This window comes from Geodermatophilus normandii (genome assembly GCF_003182485.1).
Taxonomy (GTDB): domain Bacteria; phylum Actinomycetota; class Actinomycetes; order Mycobacteriales; family Geodermatophilaceae; genus Geodermatophilus; species Geodermatophilus normandii.
The window spans coordinates 1,847,683-1,862,313 of the sequence record NZ_QGTX01000001.1 but is presented as its reverse complement, the minus strand read 5'-3'; the positions used below and the strand labels follow the sequence as shown (position 1 = coordinate 1,862,313).

General features: G+C 75.5%; 14 protein-coding genes. 2 read left to right on the top strand and 12 right to left on the bottom strand.

The genetic code is table 11. From position 1 onward, the window contains the following. Positions 1 to 68: 68 nt before the first annotated feature. From nuoH to JD79_RS09145, 12 genes are all read right to left on the bottom strand, one after another. Positions 69 to 1,580: an NADH-quinone oxidoreductase subunit NuoH gene (nuoH, locus tag JD79_RS09195; RefSeq protein ID WP_211307915.1), complete on the bottom strand. Its 1,512-nt coding sequence runs from the start codon at positions 1,578 to 1,580 to the stop codon at positions 69 to 71. Continuing rightward, entirely contained in the window at positions 1,577 to 4,075 is a 2,499-nt protein-coding gene (locus JD79_RS09190; RefSeq protein ID WP_110005273.1) for an NADH-quinone oxidoreductase subunit G, read from the bottom strand. The genes nuoH and JD79_RS09190 overlap by 4 nt, the downstream gene beginning before the upstream one ends. Further along, positions 4,072 to 5,400: an NADH-quinone oxidoreductase subunit NuoF gene (gene nuoF / locus JD79_RS09185; RefSeq protein WP_110005272.1), complete on the bottom strand. Its 1,329-nt coding sequence runs from the start codon at positions 5,398 to 5,400 to the stop codon at positions 4,072 to 4,074. The genes JD79_RS09190 and nuoF overlap by 4 nt, the downstream gene beginning before the upstream one ends. Before the next feature lie 5 nt (positions 5,401 to 5,405). Beyond that, positions 5,406 to 6,425, bottom strand: a complete 1,020-nt coding sequence (gene nuoE / locus JD79_RS09180; RefSeq protein WP_110005271.1) for an NADH-quinone oxidoreductase subunit NuoE — start codon at positions 6,423 to 6,425, stop codon at positions 5,406 to 5,408. Next, the gene (locus JD79_RS09175) at positions 6,422 to 7,747 is read right to left on the bottom strand and encodes an NADH-quinone oxidoreductase subunit D (RefSeq protein ID WP_110005270.1); all 1,326 of its coding nucleotides are present in this window, start codon (positions 7,745 to 7,747) and stop codon (positions 6,422 to 6,424) included. The genes nuoE and JD79_RS09175 overlap by 4 nt, the downstream gene beginning before the upstream one ends. Beyond that, positions 7,744 to 8,481 carry an NADH-quinone oxidoreductase subunit C gene (locus tag JD79_RS09170; protein WP_110005269.1) on the bottom strand — a complete coding sequence of 246 codons (738 nt, stop codon included), beginning with the start codon at positions 8,479 to 8,481 and terminating at the stop codon, positions 7,744 to 7,746. The genes JD79_RS09175 and JD79_RS09170 overlap by 4 nt, the downstream gene beginning before the upstream one ends. After that, a complete protein-coding gene (locus JD79_RS09165) occupies positions 8,478 to 9,155 on the bottom strand; it encodes a NuoB/complex I 20 kDa subunit family protein (protein ID WP_110005268.1) in 678 nt (225 codons plus the stop codon). The genes JD79_RS09170 and JD79_RS09165 overlap by 4 nt, the downstream gene beginning before the upstream one ends. A gap of 60 nt (positions 9,156 to 9,215) precedes the next feature. After that, positions 9,216 to 9,578, bottom strand: coding sequence for an NADH-quinone oxidoreductase subunit A (locus tag JD79_RS09160; protein ID WP_110005267.1), 363 nt, complete (start codon positions 9,576 to 9,578; stop codon positions 9,216 to 9,218). Between the two features lie 153 nt (positions 9,579 to 9,731). After that, on the bottom strand, positions 9,732 to 11,006 hold the full coding sequence (locus JD79_RS09155; protein ID WP_110005266.1) for a geranylgeranyl reductase family protein: 1,275 nt from the start codon (positions 11,004 to 11,006) through the stop codon (positions 9,732 to 9,734). 49 nt (positions 11,007 to 11,055) lie between these two features. Further along, on the bottom strand, positions 11,056 to 11,736 hold the full coding sequence (locus JD79_RS09150) for a phosphoribosyltransferase (protein ID WP_110005265.1): 681 nt from the start codon (positions 11,734 to 11,736) through the stop codon (positions 11,056 to 11,058). A gap of 11 nt (positions 11,737 to 11,747) precedes the next feature. After that, positions 11,748 to 11,894, bottom strand: coding sequence for a hypothetical protein (locus JD79_RS22585; protein ID WP_170149164.1), 147 nt, complete (start codon positions 11,892 to 11,894; stop codon positions 11,748 to 11,750). Positions 11,895 to 11,971: 77 nt separating this feature from the next. After that, complete coding sequence (locus JD79_RS09145; RefSeq protein WP_110005264.1) at positions 11,972 to 12,691, bottom strand: demethylmenaquinone methyltransferase; 720 nt, start codon at positions 12,689 to 12,691, stop codon at positions 11,972 to 11,974. Between the two features lie 36 nt (positions 12,692 to 12,727). On the opposite strand from JD79_RS09145, the gene JD79_RS09140 reads away from it, so the two are divergent. Both JD79_RS09140 and JD79_RS09135 read left to right on the top strand, forming a co-directional pair. Continuing rightward, the gene (locus JD79_RS09140; protein WP_110005263.1) at positions 12,728 to 13,999 is read left to right on the top strand and encodes an isochorismate synthase; all 1,272 of its coding nucleotides are present in this window, start codon (positions 12,728 to 12,730) and stop codon (positions 13,997 to 13,999) included. Continuing rightward, complete coding sequence (locus JD79_RS09135; protein ID WP_110005262.1) at positions 13,999 to 14,619, top strand: class I SAM-dependent methyltransferase; 621 nt, start codon at positions 13,999 to 14,001, stop codon at positions 14,617 to 14,619. The genes JD79_RS09140 and JD79_RS09135 overlap by 1 nt, the downstream gene beginning before the upstream one ends. Positions 14,620 to 14,631: the final 12 nt, after the last annotated feature.

Sequence of the window (14,631 nt, the reverse complement as noted above, 5' to 3'; positions counted from 1 at the left end):
CCCTGGACGCCACGCCTCTCGACGCCTGGGCCAGGCCCTTCGACTCGCCTCCGGTTGTGGGGTCCTGGTCAGGCATCGGGGTCCTCCTCGACGGTGGTCGCGGTGCTGCCGGTGGTGCTGCCGGCGGCACGGCGGCCGCTGCTCACGACGCCGCCCTCGGGGCGGCCCGCGCCCACGGGCTCGGCGCGGCGCAGCCGCGGCGACGGGGGCACGGTGAGGTCCATCGGCGGCACCGGGAAGCCGCCCTCGGCGCGGGCCGGGCCGGTGCGCTGCGCCGGTCGGCGCCGCGGCCCGGCCGGCGGCAGGACCTCGGCCTCGGGCTCGGGGTCGGTCGCGTGCACCCCGCCGGCGGCCGCCTCCTCCGCCATCAGCCGCGTGTCGCGGTTGGCGGCCCGGCTGGCGAGCGAGAGCCCGAGCAGCACGAGCAGCGCGATCGGGACGCCCACGAACACCGCCACCTCGCCGGTGGACAGCTCGGCCTCGCGGGAGACGGTGCGCATCGTGGCGACGGCGAGGATCCAGACCAGCGCCGTCGGGACCAGGACCTTCCAGCCGAAGCGCATGAACTGGTCGTAGCGCAGCCGGGGCAGCGTGCCGCGCAGCCAGATGAAGACGAACAGCGCGACGCAGACCTTGAGGAAGAACCACAGCAGCGGCAGCCAGCCGGTGTTGGCGCCGTCCCAGATGGAGATCGGCCACGGTGCCCGCCAGCCGCCGAGGAACAGCGTCGCGGCCAGCGCGGAGACGGTGACCATGTTGATGTACTCGGCCAGGAAGAACAGCGCGAACTTCAGCGACGAGTACTCGGTGTGGAAGCCGCCCACCAGCTCGCTCTCGGCCTCGGGGAGGTCGAAGGGCGCGCGGTTGGTCTCGCCGACGACGGCGATCGCGTAGATGACGAAGCTGACCGGCAGCAGGACCGCGAACCAGCTGGGCCCGGTGAACTCCAGGCCGAAGAACGACAGCCGGTTCCCGTCGGCCTGCGCGGCGACGATCTCCGAGGTCGACATCGTCCCGGCGTAGAGGAACACCGCGACGATCGACAGGCCCATCGCGATCTCGTAGCTGACCATCTGCGCGGCGCTGCGCAGGCCGCCGAGCAGCGGGTAGGTCGAGCCCGAGGCCCAGCCGGCCAGCACGATGCCGTAGACGCCCATCGCCGAGCAGGCCAGGACGATCAGCACCCCGATGGGGGCGTCGGTGAGCTGCAGCGGGGTGCGCTCCCCGAAGATGCTGACGGTCGGGCCCAGCGGGATGACCGAGAAGGCCAGGAACGCCGGGACGGCGGCGATGACCGGCGCGAGGAAGTAGACCGGCTTGTCCGCGAGCGCCGGCATGATGTCTTCCTTGAACGCCAGCTTCAGCCCGTCCGCGAGGCTCTGCAGCGACCCGCGCGGGCCGACCCGGTTGGGGCCGGAGCGCTGCTGCATGCGGGCGACGACCTTGCGCTCGAAGACGATCGCGAACAGCGTCATCAGGACCAGGACCACGAAGACGCCGACGATCTTGATGAGCACGATCCACCAGACGTCGGACCCGAAGTCCTCGAGCGTCGGCTGGTCGGGCGCGGCGAGGATCACGACCGGGCTCCGGAGGCGGTGGCACCGGTGCGGACGGCGCTGAGCCGGACGAGCCCGCCCGGCGCCGTCCCGAGGCCGGTGCGCACCTCGCTGCCGGGTGAGCGCATCGGCAGCCACACCACGCCGTCGGGCATCTCGGTGAGGGCCACCGGAAGGGTCACCGACCCGGCGGCGCCGGTGACGGTGAGGAGCTCGCCGTCGGCCACGCCCAGCCGGGCGGCGGCGTCGGCACCCAGCCGGGCCACCGGCGGGCGGGCCGTGCCGGCGAGCTCGGGCTCGTCGCGCTGCAGCGTCCCGACGTCGAGCAGCTGCCGCCAGGAGGCCAGCAGCGCCTCGCCCTCGCCGGGCTCGGGCGCCACGGCCGGCGGCACGTCGAGGCCGGTGCCGTCGGCGCGGGTGCCGGTGTCGCCCAGTGCCGCGAGCTCGGCGCGGGCCGACTCGGGCGTGGGCAGCCGCAGGTCGGCGTCGAGGAAGTCGGCCAGGCCGTGCAGCACCCGGCCGTCGGTCAGCCGGCCGGTGCCGTGCAGCGTGGCGTCGAAGGAGCGCACGCGGCCCTCCCAGTCGAGGTAGCTGCCGGCCTTCTCCGGGGCCGCGGCCACCGGCAGGACGACGTCGGCGCGCTCGGTGACGGCGGTGGGCCGCTGCTCCAGGCTCACCACGAACGACGCGGCGGCCAGCGCCTCCTCGGCGAGCGCCGGGTCGGGCAGGTCCGCGGGGTCGACCCCGCCGACGACGAGGCCGGCCAGGCGCCCGTCGCGGACCGCGGTGAGGATGCCGGTGGTGTCGCGGCCGGGCGTCGAGGGCAGGTCGACGGGGTCGACGCCCCACACCGCGGCCACCTCCGCGCGGGCGACGGGGTCCTCGACCGGCCGTCCGCCGGGCAGCAGTGCGGGCAGCGCCCCGGCCTCGACGGCGCCGCGCTCACCGGCCCGCCGCGGCACCCAGGCGAGCCGGGCGCCGGTGGCCTGGGCGAGGGCGGCCAGCGCGGTGAAGGCGCCGGGCACCTCGGCCAGGCGCTCCCCGGCGACGACGACCGCACCCGGCTGACGCAGCGCCTCGACGGCGGGACCGCCCCAGCTGCCCTCGGCCAGCGCGGTCAGGGCGCGGGCCTCCTCGCCGGGACGGGTGACCAGCACGGTCGCCTGCAGCTTCTGCGCGGCGCGGGTGGCGAACGGCGCGAGGTCGTAGACGGCCAGCGAGCCCTTCCGCACCGCGCGGCGCAGGCGGAGGAAGACGATCGGCGACTCCTCCTCCGGCTCGAAGCCGGCCAGCAGCACGACCGGGGCGGCGGTGAGCTCGTCGTAGGTGACCGCGCCGCGCCCCGGGCCGGTGCCGGCCACGTGCGCGGCGAGGAACGCCTGCTCCTCGGCCGAGTGCGCGCGGGCGCGGGCGTCGACGTCGTGGGTGCCGAGCGCGACGCGGGCGAACTTGGCGTAGGCGTAGGCGTCCTCGACGGTCAGCCGCCCGCCGGGCAGCACGCCGACCCCGCCGGCGGCCCGGGCGGCGCGCAGGCCCTCGGCGGCCGCGGCCCAGGCCTCCGGCCACGAGGCGGGCTCGAGCACGCCGTCGCGCCGCACGAGCGGGGTGTCGAGCCGGTCGTTGGTGGCGGCGTAGCGGAACGCGTAGCGGCCCTTGTCGCAGGTCCACTCCTCGTTGACCGCCGGGTCCTCCCCCGCCAGCCGGCGCATGACCTTGCCGCGCCGGTAGTCGGTGCGCATGGAGCAGCCCGAGGAGCAGTGCTCGCAGACCGAGGGCTCGCTGCGCAGGTCGAAGGGCCGCGACCGGAACCGGTACTGCGCGCTGGTCAGCGCCCCCACCGGGCAGATCTGCGTGGTGTTGCCGGAGAAGTAGGAGGAGAAGGGCTCGTCCTCGTAGACGGCGACCTGCTCCAGCGCGCCCCGCTCGAACAGCTCGATGAACGGGTCGCCGGCGACCTGCTGGGAGAAGCGGGTGCAGCGCGCGCACAGCACGCAGCGCTCGCGGTCGAGCAGGACCTGGGTGCTGATCGGCAGCGGCTTGGGATAGGTCCGCTTGACGTCGACGAAGCGGGTCTCCGACCGGCCGTTGCTCAGCGCCTGGTTCTGCAGCGGGCACTCGCCGCCCTTGTCGCAGACCGGGCAGTCCAGCGGGTGGTTGATCAGCAGCAGCTCCATCGTGCCCTGCTGCGCCTTGTCGGCGACCGCGCTGGTCAGCTGCGTCTTGACGGCCATGCCGTCGGTCACCGGCATCGTGCAGGAGGCCACCGGCTTGCGCTGGCCCTCCACCTCGACCAGGCACTGCCGGCAGGCGCCGACCGGGTCGAGCAGCGGGTGGTCGCAGAACCGCGGGATCTGGATGCCGACCATCTCGGCGGCCCGGATGATCAGCGTCCCCTTCGGCACCGCGACGTCGAACCCGTCGATGGTGCAGTGGACGGCATCCGGCGGGGTGTGCGGCCCCGGGACGCCCGGCGGCAGCGCCGGCGCGGGCTCGGGGGCGGTCGGGGTGAGGGTCACGAGGCAGCTCCCACGGGCTCGAGCCGCAGCGAGCGCCCGAGGCGGGCCTGCTCGGCGGCGGGCAGCAGGGCGACGTAGTCGTCCCGGAAGTACTTGAGGGAGGAGGTGATGCAGCTCGTCGCGCCGTCACCGAGGGCGCAGAACGAGCGGCCGAGGATGTTGTCGCAGGTGTCGGTGAGCAGGTCCAGGTCGGCCGCCGTCCCGCGGCCGTCGACCAGCCGCTGCAGCACCTGCACCAGCCAGTAGGTCCCCTCGCGGCACGGGGTGCACTTGCCGCAGGACTCGTGGGCGTAGAACTCGGTGAAGCGCAGGGTGGCCTCGACGATCGAGTCGGTCTCGTCGAACACCATCAGCGCCGTCGTGCCGAGCATCGAGCCCGCGGCGGCGACGGAGTCGAAGTCGAGCGGGACGTCGAGGTGCTCGGCGGTGAAGTACGGCGTCGACGAGCCGCCCGGCGTCCAGAACTTCAGCTCGTGCCCGGGGCGCACCCCGCCGGCCATGGCGAGCAGCTCGCGCATCGTGGTGCCCATCGGGGCCTCGTACTGGCCGGGGCGGACCACCCGGCCCGACAGCGAGTAGATCTTCGGGCCGGGTGACTTCTCCGGCCCGAACCGCTTGAACCACTCCGCCCCGCCGCGGACGACGAACGGCACGGTGGCCAGCGTCTCCACGTTGTTGATCACCGTGGGGGCGCCGTAGAGCCCGGCGACGGCGGGGAACGGCGGCTTGAGGCGCGGCTGGCCGCGGTAGCCCTCGAGCGAGTCGAGCAGCGCCGTCTCCTCGCCGCAGATGTAGGCGCCGGCGCCGGCGTGCACGACCAGGTCCAGGTCGTAGCCCGAGCCCAGGACGTCGGTGCCGAGGTAGCCGGCCGCGTAGGCCTCCTCGACGGCGGACACCAGCCGGCGGTGGGCGTGCACCGCCTCGCCGCGCACGTAGATGACGGCGAACCGGCAGCGGATCGCGTACGCCGAGATGATCACGCCCTCCACCAGGGAGTGCGGGTCGGTCATCATCAGCGGCAGGTCCTTGCAGGTGCCCGGCTCGCCCTCGTCGGCGTTGACCACGAGGTACTTGGGCATCGCGGCCGGCCCGGTGGGCGTCTCCCCCGGCTTGGGCTGCGGGATGAAGCTCCACTTCATGCCGGTGGGGAACCCGGCGCCGCCGCGGCCGCGCAGGCCGGAGTCCTTGACCAGCGAGACCAGCTCGTCGGGCTGCATCGACAGCGCGGTGCGCAGCGCGGCGTAGCCGTCGAGGGACTCGTAGGTGGACAGCCGCCAGGGCTGGTCGGCGCCCCACCGCGAGGTGAGGACGGGGGTGAGGGGCACGGTGTTCAGGCCTCCCGGGTCGCCGGCCCCTGGCCGGAGGTGCCCGGCTCGGTGCCCGCGGGGGTGTCGGGGGTGGGACGGGAGCCGCCGGGCGTGCGCCGGCCGTACTCGGTCCCGCGGTCGGGGTGGGTCTGCGCGGCGCCGGCCCGCTCGGCGGGGTTGTCGGCGGCCGCGACACGGGCGTCGGCGGCCTCCTTCTCCGGCGTCTGCCCGGCGTCCCCGGAGGGGGCCACCGTGTCGGCCGGCTCCCCGGCGTCGGCGGGCTGCGGCTCGGGGCCGTCCATCGGCGGCGCGGCCTCGCCGCGCTCGGCGGCCAGCCGGACGCCGGCCAGCGTCGGACCCCACTCCCCCGGCGCGTCGACGGCGGCGCGCGCGGCACCGGCGTCGGCGTGCTGGGAGAAGCCGGCCAGCTGCCGGGAGACGCCGCGGAAGTCGGTGAGCGGCGCGCCGCGGGTGGGCAGCGGCTTCTCGCCCCGGCGGAGTGCGGCGACGAGCGCGCGGGCGCTCTCGACGTCCTGCTGGTCGTAGAACTCGTAGTCGACGGTGACGACCGGCGCGTAGTCGCAGGCGGCCAGGCACTCGGCGTGCTCGAGGGTGACCGAGCCGTCGGCGGCCGTCTCGTCGTGGTGGACGCCGAGGTCGGCGGCCAGCGCGTCCATGATCCGCTGCCCGCCGAGGACGGCGCACAGGGTGTTGGTGCAGACGCTGACGATGTGCCGGCCGGTGGGGCGGCGCTTGTACATCGTGTAGAACGTCGCGACCGCGCCGACCTCGGCCTTCGTCAGCCCCAGCTCCTCGGCGCACAGCGCGACGCCCTCGGGCGAGACGTAGCCCTGGTAGCTCTGCACCAGGTGCAGCATCGGCAGCAGCGCCGAGCGCGGCTGCGGGTAGCGGGCCATGATCTCCCGCGCCTCGAGCCGGGTCTGCTCGGTCAGCGGCGGCAGGTCGGCGGGGGCCGGCTGCACCGGGCTGTCGACCAGCCCCGTCGTCGCCGCGCCCTCCGCCGATCCGGGCAGCGCACTCATCGGTCGACACCCCCCATGACCGGGTCGATGGAGGCGATCGCGGCGATGACGTCGGCGATCATGCCGCCCTCGCTCATCGCCGCGGTCGCCTGCAGGTTGACGAAGCTGGGGTCGCGCACGTGCACGCGGAACGGCCGCGTGCCGCCGTCGCTGACCACGTGGTAGCCGAGCTCCCCGCGCGGGGACTCGACCGGCACGTACACCTGCCCGGCCGGGACCCGGAAGCCCTCGGTGACCAGCTTGAAGTGGTGGATCAGGGCCTCCATCGAGGTGCCCATGATGTGGCGGACGTGGTCGAGGGACTGGCCCATGCCGTCGGCGCCGAGCGAGAGCTGGGCCGGCCAGGCGATCTTGCGGTCCTCGACCATGACCGGGCCGGGCTCGAGCCGCGCGAGCGCCTGCTCGACGATCTTCAGCGACTCGCTCATCTCGGCCATGCGCACCAGGAACCGGCCCCAGGCGTCGCTGGTGTCGGCGGTCGGCACCTCGAAGTCGTAGGTCTCGTAGCCGAGGTAGGGGTCGACCTTGCGCAGGTCCCACGGCAGGCCGGCGGCGCGCAGCACCGGCCCGGTGACGCCCAGCGCCAGGCAGCCGGTGACGTCGAGGTAGCCGACGTCCTTGAGCCGGCGCTGCCAGATCGGCTGTCCGGTGAGCAGCTTGTGGTAGCCGGCCAGCCGCTCGGGCATGACGGCGAGCCACTCGCGGATCGAGTCCTCCACGCCGGGCGGGAGGTCCTGGGCGACGCCGCCGGGCCGGATGTAGGCGTGGTTCATCCGCAGGCCGGTGATCTCCTCGAGCAGGTCGAGGCACAGCTCCCGCTCGCGGAAGCCGTTCGTCATGCCGGTGAGCGCGCCGAGCTCCATGCCGCCGGTGGCCAGGCCGACCAGGTGCGAGGCGATCCGGTTGATCTCCATGACCAGCACGCGGATGGTCTGCGCGCGCTGGGGCACCTCGATGCCGAGCAGCTTCTCGACGGCCATGCAGTAGGCGGCCTCGTTGTACAGCGGGGCCAGGTAGTCCATCCGCGTGACGAACGTCGTGCCCTGCGTCCAGTTGCGGTACTCGACGTTCTTCTCGATGCCGGTGTGCAGGTAGCCGATGACCACCCGCGCCTTGGTCACCGTCTCGCCCTCGAGGTCGAGGACCAGCCGCAGGACGCCGTGCGTCGAGGGGTGCTGGGGCCCCATGTTGACGACGAGGCGCTCCTCGCCGCTGTGGTCCACCCCGAGGGTCTGGTCCCAGTCGCCGCCGGTGACGGTGTAGACGCGGCCCTCGGTGGTCTGGCGGGAGCCCGCGTAGGGGTCGTAGCCGGTCGTGGTCACCGGTAGCTCCGGCGGGTGTCGGGCGGCGGGATCGTCGCGTCGTGGTACTCCACCGGCACGCCGCCGAGGGGGTAGTCCTTGCGCTGCGGGAACCCGTCCCAGTCGTCGGGCATCAGGATCCGGGTCAGCGCCGGGTGGCCGTCGAAGACGACGCCGAACATGTCGTGCGTCTCCCGCTCGTGCCAGTCCGCCGTCGGGTAGACCGAGGACACCGACGGCACGTGCGGGTCCTCGACCGTGACGGCGACCTCGAGGCGGATCCGCCGCCGGTAGGTCATCGAGGTCAGGTGGTAGACGACGTGCAGGCGCGGCCGGCCGTCGCTCACCGCGGGGCCGCCGCTGTCGAGGTAGTCGACGCCGGAGACGCTGCTGCACAGCTCGAAGCGCAGCGCGTCGTCGTCGCGCAGCGCCTGGACCAGGGTCAGCAGGTGCTCGCGGGCGACGAAGTAGGTGATCTCGCCGCGGTCGACCAGGACGCGCCGCACGGCGGCGGCGTAGGTGGCCGCGCCGACGGCGTCGACGAGCGCGTCGGTGACCTCGTCGAACCAGCCGCCGTAGGGGCGGTCGGTGGAGTGCAGCGCCACCGCGCCGCCGGGCTCGACGCGGACCAGGCCGCCGAAGCCGGAGGTGTCGCCGCTGCCGCTGACGCCGAAGGCGCCCTTGCGGAAGCCGCCGCTGCCCGAGGTCGCGCCGCGCGAGGGGTCGGCGCCGCTGCGGTCGCCCGGGCCGGTCACCGGGACCCGCCGCGGGGACCGGGGAGCAGGACGGCGTCGCCGCCGCGCTGCTCGATGCCGAACTGGCCGGTGCGGCCGAGCGCCGCCGCCTGCTCGTAGGCGGCCCGCTTGGTCTTGTCCACGCGGACGCTGGAGGGCATCTCGACCAGCAGGTCGGGAGCGCGGCCCTCGGCGCGGGCCTCCTCGAGCTGGCGGGCCCGCTTGGCGCCGAGCGGCTCGTTCTGGATCTTGTGGTGCAGCTTGAGGATGGCGTCCATCAGCATCTCCGGACGCGGCGGGCAGCCGGGCAGGTACATGTCCACCGGGACGACGTGGTCGACGCCCTGCACCACCGCGTAGTTGTTGAACATCCCGCCGGAGCTGGCGCAGACGCCCATGGCGAGCACCCAGCGCGGCTCGGGCATCTGGTCGTAGATCTGCCGCAGGACCGGGGCCATCTTCTGGCTCACCCGCCCGGCGACGATCATCAGGTCGGCCTGGCGCGGGGAGGCGCGGAAGACCTCCATGCCGAACCGGGCGAGGTCGTAGCGGCCCGCGCCGGTGGCCATCATCTCGATCGCGCAGCAGGCCAGGCCGAAGGTGGCCGGCCACAGCGAGGACTTGCGCGTCCAGTTGACCAGCTTCTCGACCGTGGTCAGCAGGAAGCCGCTCGGCAGCTTCTCCTCGAGACCCATCTCAACTCCCTGCGTTCGGTGCCGTGACGTCCACCCGCACGACGTCGGCGTGCACGGCCGTCAGTCCCACTCGAGGCCGCCGCGGCGCCAGACGTAGGCGTAGGCGATGAAGACGGTGGCGATGAACACGACCATCTCGACCAGGCCGAACAGTCCCAGCGCGTCGTTGGCGACGGCCCACGGGTAGAGGAAGACGATCTCGATGTCGAAGACGATGAAGAGCATCGCCGTGAGGTAGTACTTGACCGGGAAGCGGCCGCCCTGCAGCGGCTGGTCGACCGGCTCGATGCCGCACTCGTAGGCCTCGAGCTTGGCCCGGTTGTAGCGGCGGGGGCCCACGAACGGCGCCACCGTCACCGAGAACAGGGCGAAGGCCGCGGCGAGCGCGAACAGCCCCACGATGGGCACGTAGGTCGACAGCACAGGGCCTCCCCTCGGGTCTCCGGCGCTTGTGAAGAATTTCACAAACTGGCTCTGGAAAGCCTATGCCGCGGTTCCGCGGATCGGAAGCGCGGGGGGTGAGTGAGTTCACATCGGCGCGTCACGGTCTGGTCACGGACGCGGACCGCCGCGCGGTCAGACCGAGGGCGTCAGCCGGGTGAGCAGCGCGATCGTGCGGTCGAAGCGGTCGCCGTCGCGCCCGTCGGAGAGGTTGCCCATCAGCCGCAGCGCGGCGCTCACCATCGCCGGGCGCTTGAGCCCGTGCGCCGTGGCGAAGCGGACCAGGCCGGGGCGGTCGAGCAGCGCCAGGAAGGCGATGCCGAGCCGGTGGTGGCGGCCGTAGGCCTCCTGCAGCCGCGCGGGGTAGCCGCGCAGCACGGCCTCCCGCGCCGGTCCCTCGGGTGCCGCCAGGGCCGCGGCCGCCGTCTCGCCGGCCATGCGCCCCGTCTCCAGGGCGTAGCTGATGCCCTCCCCGTTGAACGGGTTGACGACGCCCGCCGTGTCGCCGGCCAGCAGCAGCCCGCGCGTGTAGGCCGGGCCGCGGTTGAGCGCCATGGGCAGGCCGGCGCCGCGCAGCGGGGTGACCGCGTGCTCCTCGCCGAGCTCCCACTCCGGCGGCAGGGTGGCCAGCCAGCGCCGCAGCACGGTGCGGGGGTCGGTGTCGCCGCCGCGGCGGGTGTCGAGCAGGCCGAAGCCGACGTTGGCGGTGCCGTCGCCCATGCCGAAGGACCAGCCGTAGCCGGGCATCGAGTCGGCGGTGGGGCCCTCGGCGGAGAGGTCGAAGGAGATGTCGAGGTAGGGGTCCTCGCCGCGCGGCGTCTCGACGTAGCGGCGGACGGCGACGCCGAGCGGGCGGTCCTCGCGGCGGGTGAGCCCGATCGCCTTGGCCAGCCGGCCCGAGAGGCCCTCCGCCGAGACGACGAGCGGCGCGCGCCAGGTGACCGGCTCCCGGTCCGGGCCGGCCTGCGCGCGCACGCCCACCACGCGGCCGGCGTCGTCGAGCAGCGGGTCGGTGACGGTGACCTCCTGCTCGAGCCGGGCACCGGCGGCCACGGCGTGCTCGGCGAGCATCGGGTCGAGGTCCTTCCGCGCCCGGATGAGGCCGTGGTCGGGCCACGAGGACAGCCGTGGCCAGTCGACCTCGACCACCTGGCCGCCGCCGAAGACCCGCAGCCCCCGGTGCCGCACCCAGCCGGCGGCCGGCGAGACGTCGACGCCCATCTCGTCGAGCGCCTTGACCGCGCGGGGCGTGAGGCCGTCGCCGCAGACCTTCTCGCGCGGGAACCGGGCCTTCTCCAGGACGACGACGTCGCGTCCGGCGCCGGCCAGCGCCCAGGCGGCGGCCGATCCCGCGGGCCCCGCGCCGACCACCACGACGTCGGCGCTGTCCCCGCCGGCCGGACTCGTCACGCGCTGGCTCCCTCGTCGTCGCCGGCCCCGGGTGGACCGGCGTCCGAGCCTAGGCGGGCCCCGGACCGGGGGCGCCGGCGAGCGCGGAGCGGACCTCGTCGTCGGAGGTCTCGCCGAAGTCGTCGTAGTGGCGGCCCACCGCGCCGAACGGCTCGGGGGTGAGCGGGCAGACCACCTCGTCGGCGTCGAGCGCGGCGCAGACGTCGGGGGTGCCCACCGGGACGGCGACGACGACCGCGGCGGCGCCGGCCGCCCGGACGGCGGCGAGCGCGGCGCGCATGGTGGAGCCGGTGGCCAGGCCGTCGTCGACGAGGACGACGGTGCGGCCGGCGAGGGCGGGCGGCGGGCGGTCGCCGCGGTAGGCGTGCTGGCGGCGCCGCAGCTCGGCGAGCTCGGCCCGGCGGACCTCCTCGGCGGCGTCGGGATCGACCGCGACGCGGGCGAGCACGACCTCGCTGCGGACGCTCTCCACCGCCTCCCCCACGGCCGCCAGCGCGCCCATGGCCAGCTCGGGCCGGCCGGGCAGGCCCAGCTTGCGGACGGCGACGACGTCGAGCTCGGCACCCAGCGCGGCGGCGACCTCCGCGGCGACCAGGACGCCGCCGCGGGGCAGGCCGAGGACGAGGGCGCCGGGGCCGAGCGGGACGGCGGTCGCGCGGGCGGGGTCGGTCAGGCACGCGGCGAGCCGCCGGCCGGCGTCGCGCCGGTCGCGGTAGGGACGGCCGTGCACCGCGGAACCGGTCAGACCGGCTGCGGCCCCGTCGGCGGAGGGGCGGTCGGGTCGGTGGGGCTCGGCTGCGGCAGCGGGGCCGGCGACGGCGGCGAGATCGGGTCCACCGGGGACGGCGACGGCCCGGGCGGCTCGGGCATCGGGGTCGGTGTCGTCATGTGCCGACGCTATGCCCTCGGGCCCGTCCCGGGTCCCGCCCCGGGCGTGCGAGGGGCGGGGAGGACGGGGTCCTTCGTCAGGGGCGGCGGGCGCGGTGCAGGGCGACGATCCCGCCGGTGAGGTCGCGCCACTCGACGTCGGCCCAGCCCGCGGCCCGGATGCGCGTGGCCAGGGCGGCCTGGTCCGGCCACGCCCGGATGGACTCGGCCAGGTAGACGTAGGCGTCGGGGTTGCTGCTCACCGCGCGGGCGATCACCGGCAGCGCCCGCATGAGGTACTCGGTGTAGACGGTGCGGAACGGCGCCCACGTGGGGCTGGAGAACTCGCAGACGACGAGCGTGCCGCCGGGGCGCACCACGCGGGCGAACTCGCGCAGCGCGGCGTCGGCGTCGGCCACGTTGCGCAGGCCGAAGGAGATGACCAGCCCGTCGACGCTGGCGTCGGCCAGGGGCAGCGCCATGGCGTCACCGGCCACCTTGGGCACCGGCCGGGCGGCGCCGGCCCGCAGCATCCCCTGCGAGAAGTCGCAGGCGATCGCGTGCACTCCCCCGGCGGCCAGCTCGACGGTGGAGACGGCGGTGCCGGCGGCCACGTCCAGGACGACGTCCCCCGGCCGGGCGCCCAGCGCCTCCCGCGTGGCCCGCCGCCAGGACACGTCGCGGCCGCCGGAGAGCACGGTGTTGGTGAGGTCGTAGCGGCGCGCGACGCCGTCGAACATGGCCGCCACCTCGTGCGGCTGCTTGTCCAGACCGGCCCGCCGCCCGGCGGTGTGTGCGCTGTCTCGCCGGTCTGCCACGGCGGTCGACGCTACCGGCTGCCTACGCTGGGGAGCGTGACGGCAGCGGCGGTGACCTCGCGGGACGCCGCCGCGCCCGCGTCCACCACGGTCGCGCTGCCCGACTCCCCCGACCTGCTGCACCTGCTGCCCCGCGAGGGCGCGGTGTCCTGGGTGCGCCGCGGCGAGGGACTGGTCGGCTGGGGCGAGGCCGACCGCCTGGAGGTCTCCGGCCCGGGCGCGCTGGCCGAGGCCGCTGCCTGGTGGGCAGAGCGGACCGCCGGATCGACCGACGACGGGGTGGGCGTGCCCGGCTCCGGCCCGGTCGTGTTCGCCAGCATCGCCTTCGACCCGGCCGCGGGGACGTCGGTGTTCGTCGTCCCGGAGGTCGTGGTCGGCCGCCGCGGCGGCGTGGCCTGGGTGACCACCACCGGCGACGCGGACCCGCGCGACGTCCTGCCCGCCTCCCGCGAGCCGCTGCTCCCACCGCCGTCCCGGCTCCGCTACGCCGACGGCGCCCTCGACCCGGCCACCTGGTGCGGCGCGGTGTCGGCCGCCGTGGACCGCATCGGCGACGGCGACCTCGCCAAGGTGGTGCTGGCCCGCGACCTGCTGGTCACCGCCGACGTGCCCCTCGACCCGCGCCGGCTGCTCGGCCGGCTCGCCGAGCGGTTCCCCGACTGCTGGACCTTCGCCGTCGACGGCCTGCTCGGCGCCACGCCGGAGCTGCTGCTGCGCCGCACCGGCCGGCAGCTGTCGGCGCGGGTACTGGCCGGCACCGCCCCGCGGGGCGCGGGCGCCGAGGACGAGCGCCTGGCCGCGGGCCTGCTGTCCAGCGCCAAGGACCGCGCCGAGCACGCCCTCGCCGTCGACTCGCTGGTGCGGGCGCTGGACCCGTACTGCACCGCCCTGTCGGTGCCGGACGGCCCCTCGCTGCTCACGCTGGCCAACGTGCGCCACCTGGCCACCGACGTCGTCGGGACCCAGCGACGCTCGGGCGCGCGCGGGCGGGCCGGACTGCTCGAGCTCGTCGACGCCGTCCACCCGACCGCCGCCGTCTGCGGCACCCCGCCCGACCGCGCCGCGGCGGTCATCGCCGAGCTCGAGGGCATGGGCCGCGACCGCTACGCCGGGCCGGTGGGCTGGCTCGACGGGCGGGGCGACGGCGAGTTCGGCCTGGCCCTGCGCTGCGCGCAGCTGGGCGACTCCGACCCGTGCTCGGCGCGGCTGTTCGCCGGCTGCGGCATCGTCGCCGGGTCCGACCCCGCTGCCGAGCTGGCCGAGACCCAGTCGAAGTTCGCCGCGTTCCAGGCCGCGCTGGAGGGCTGATGCGGCTGGTCCCGGACCTGCGCCGGGACCACAACGCGATCTACTGGCCGCTGCTGCTGCGGGCCCTGCCGGACCGCTGCGAGCGGGTCCTCGAGGTCGGCTGCGGCGCCGGCGACCTCGCCGCCGTCCTCGCCCGGCGGGCCGCCGCGGTGGACGCCGTCGAGCGGTCCCCGGAGATGGTCGCGCTGGCCCGGGGGCGGGTGCCGGGCAACGTCCGCGTCGTGGGGGCCGACGTGCTGACGGTGCCGCTCCCCGACGGCGGCTACGACGCCGTCGTCGGGATGAGCGTGCTGCACCACCTGCCGCTGGAGGAGGCGCTGCGGACGCTCGCCGCCGCGGTGCGGCCCGGGGGCGTGCTGGCGATGGTGGCGCTGCCCCGCACCGACCTCCCCCGTGACCTGCCGGTCGAGGCGCTGGCCGCGGTCCTGGACCGGGTCCTGGGGATCGGGGACCTCGTCCGCGGCCGGCGGGGCGGCGGGGGGACGCCCGGGATGCCGGTGCGCGACCCGGTGCTCACCACCCGGGAGGTGCGGGCGCGGGCGCGCACGGTGCTCCCCGGCGTGCGGGTGCGGCGGCGGGTGTTCTGGCGGTACTCGCTGGTCTGGCGCCGGCCCGGCTGAGTCGCCGGGGAC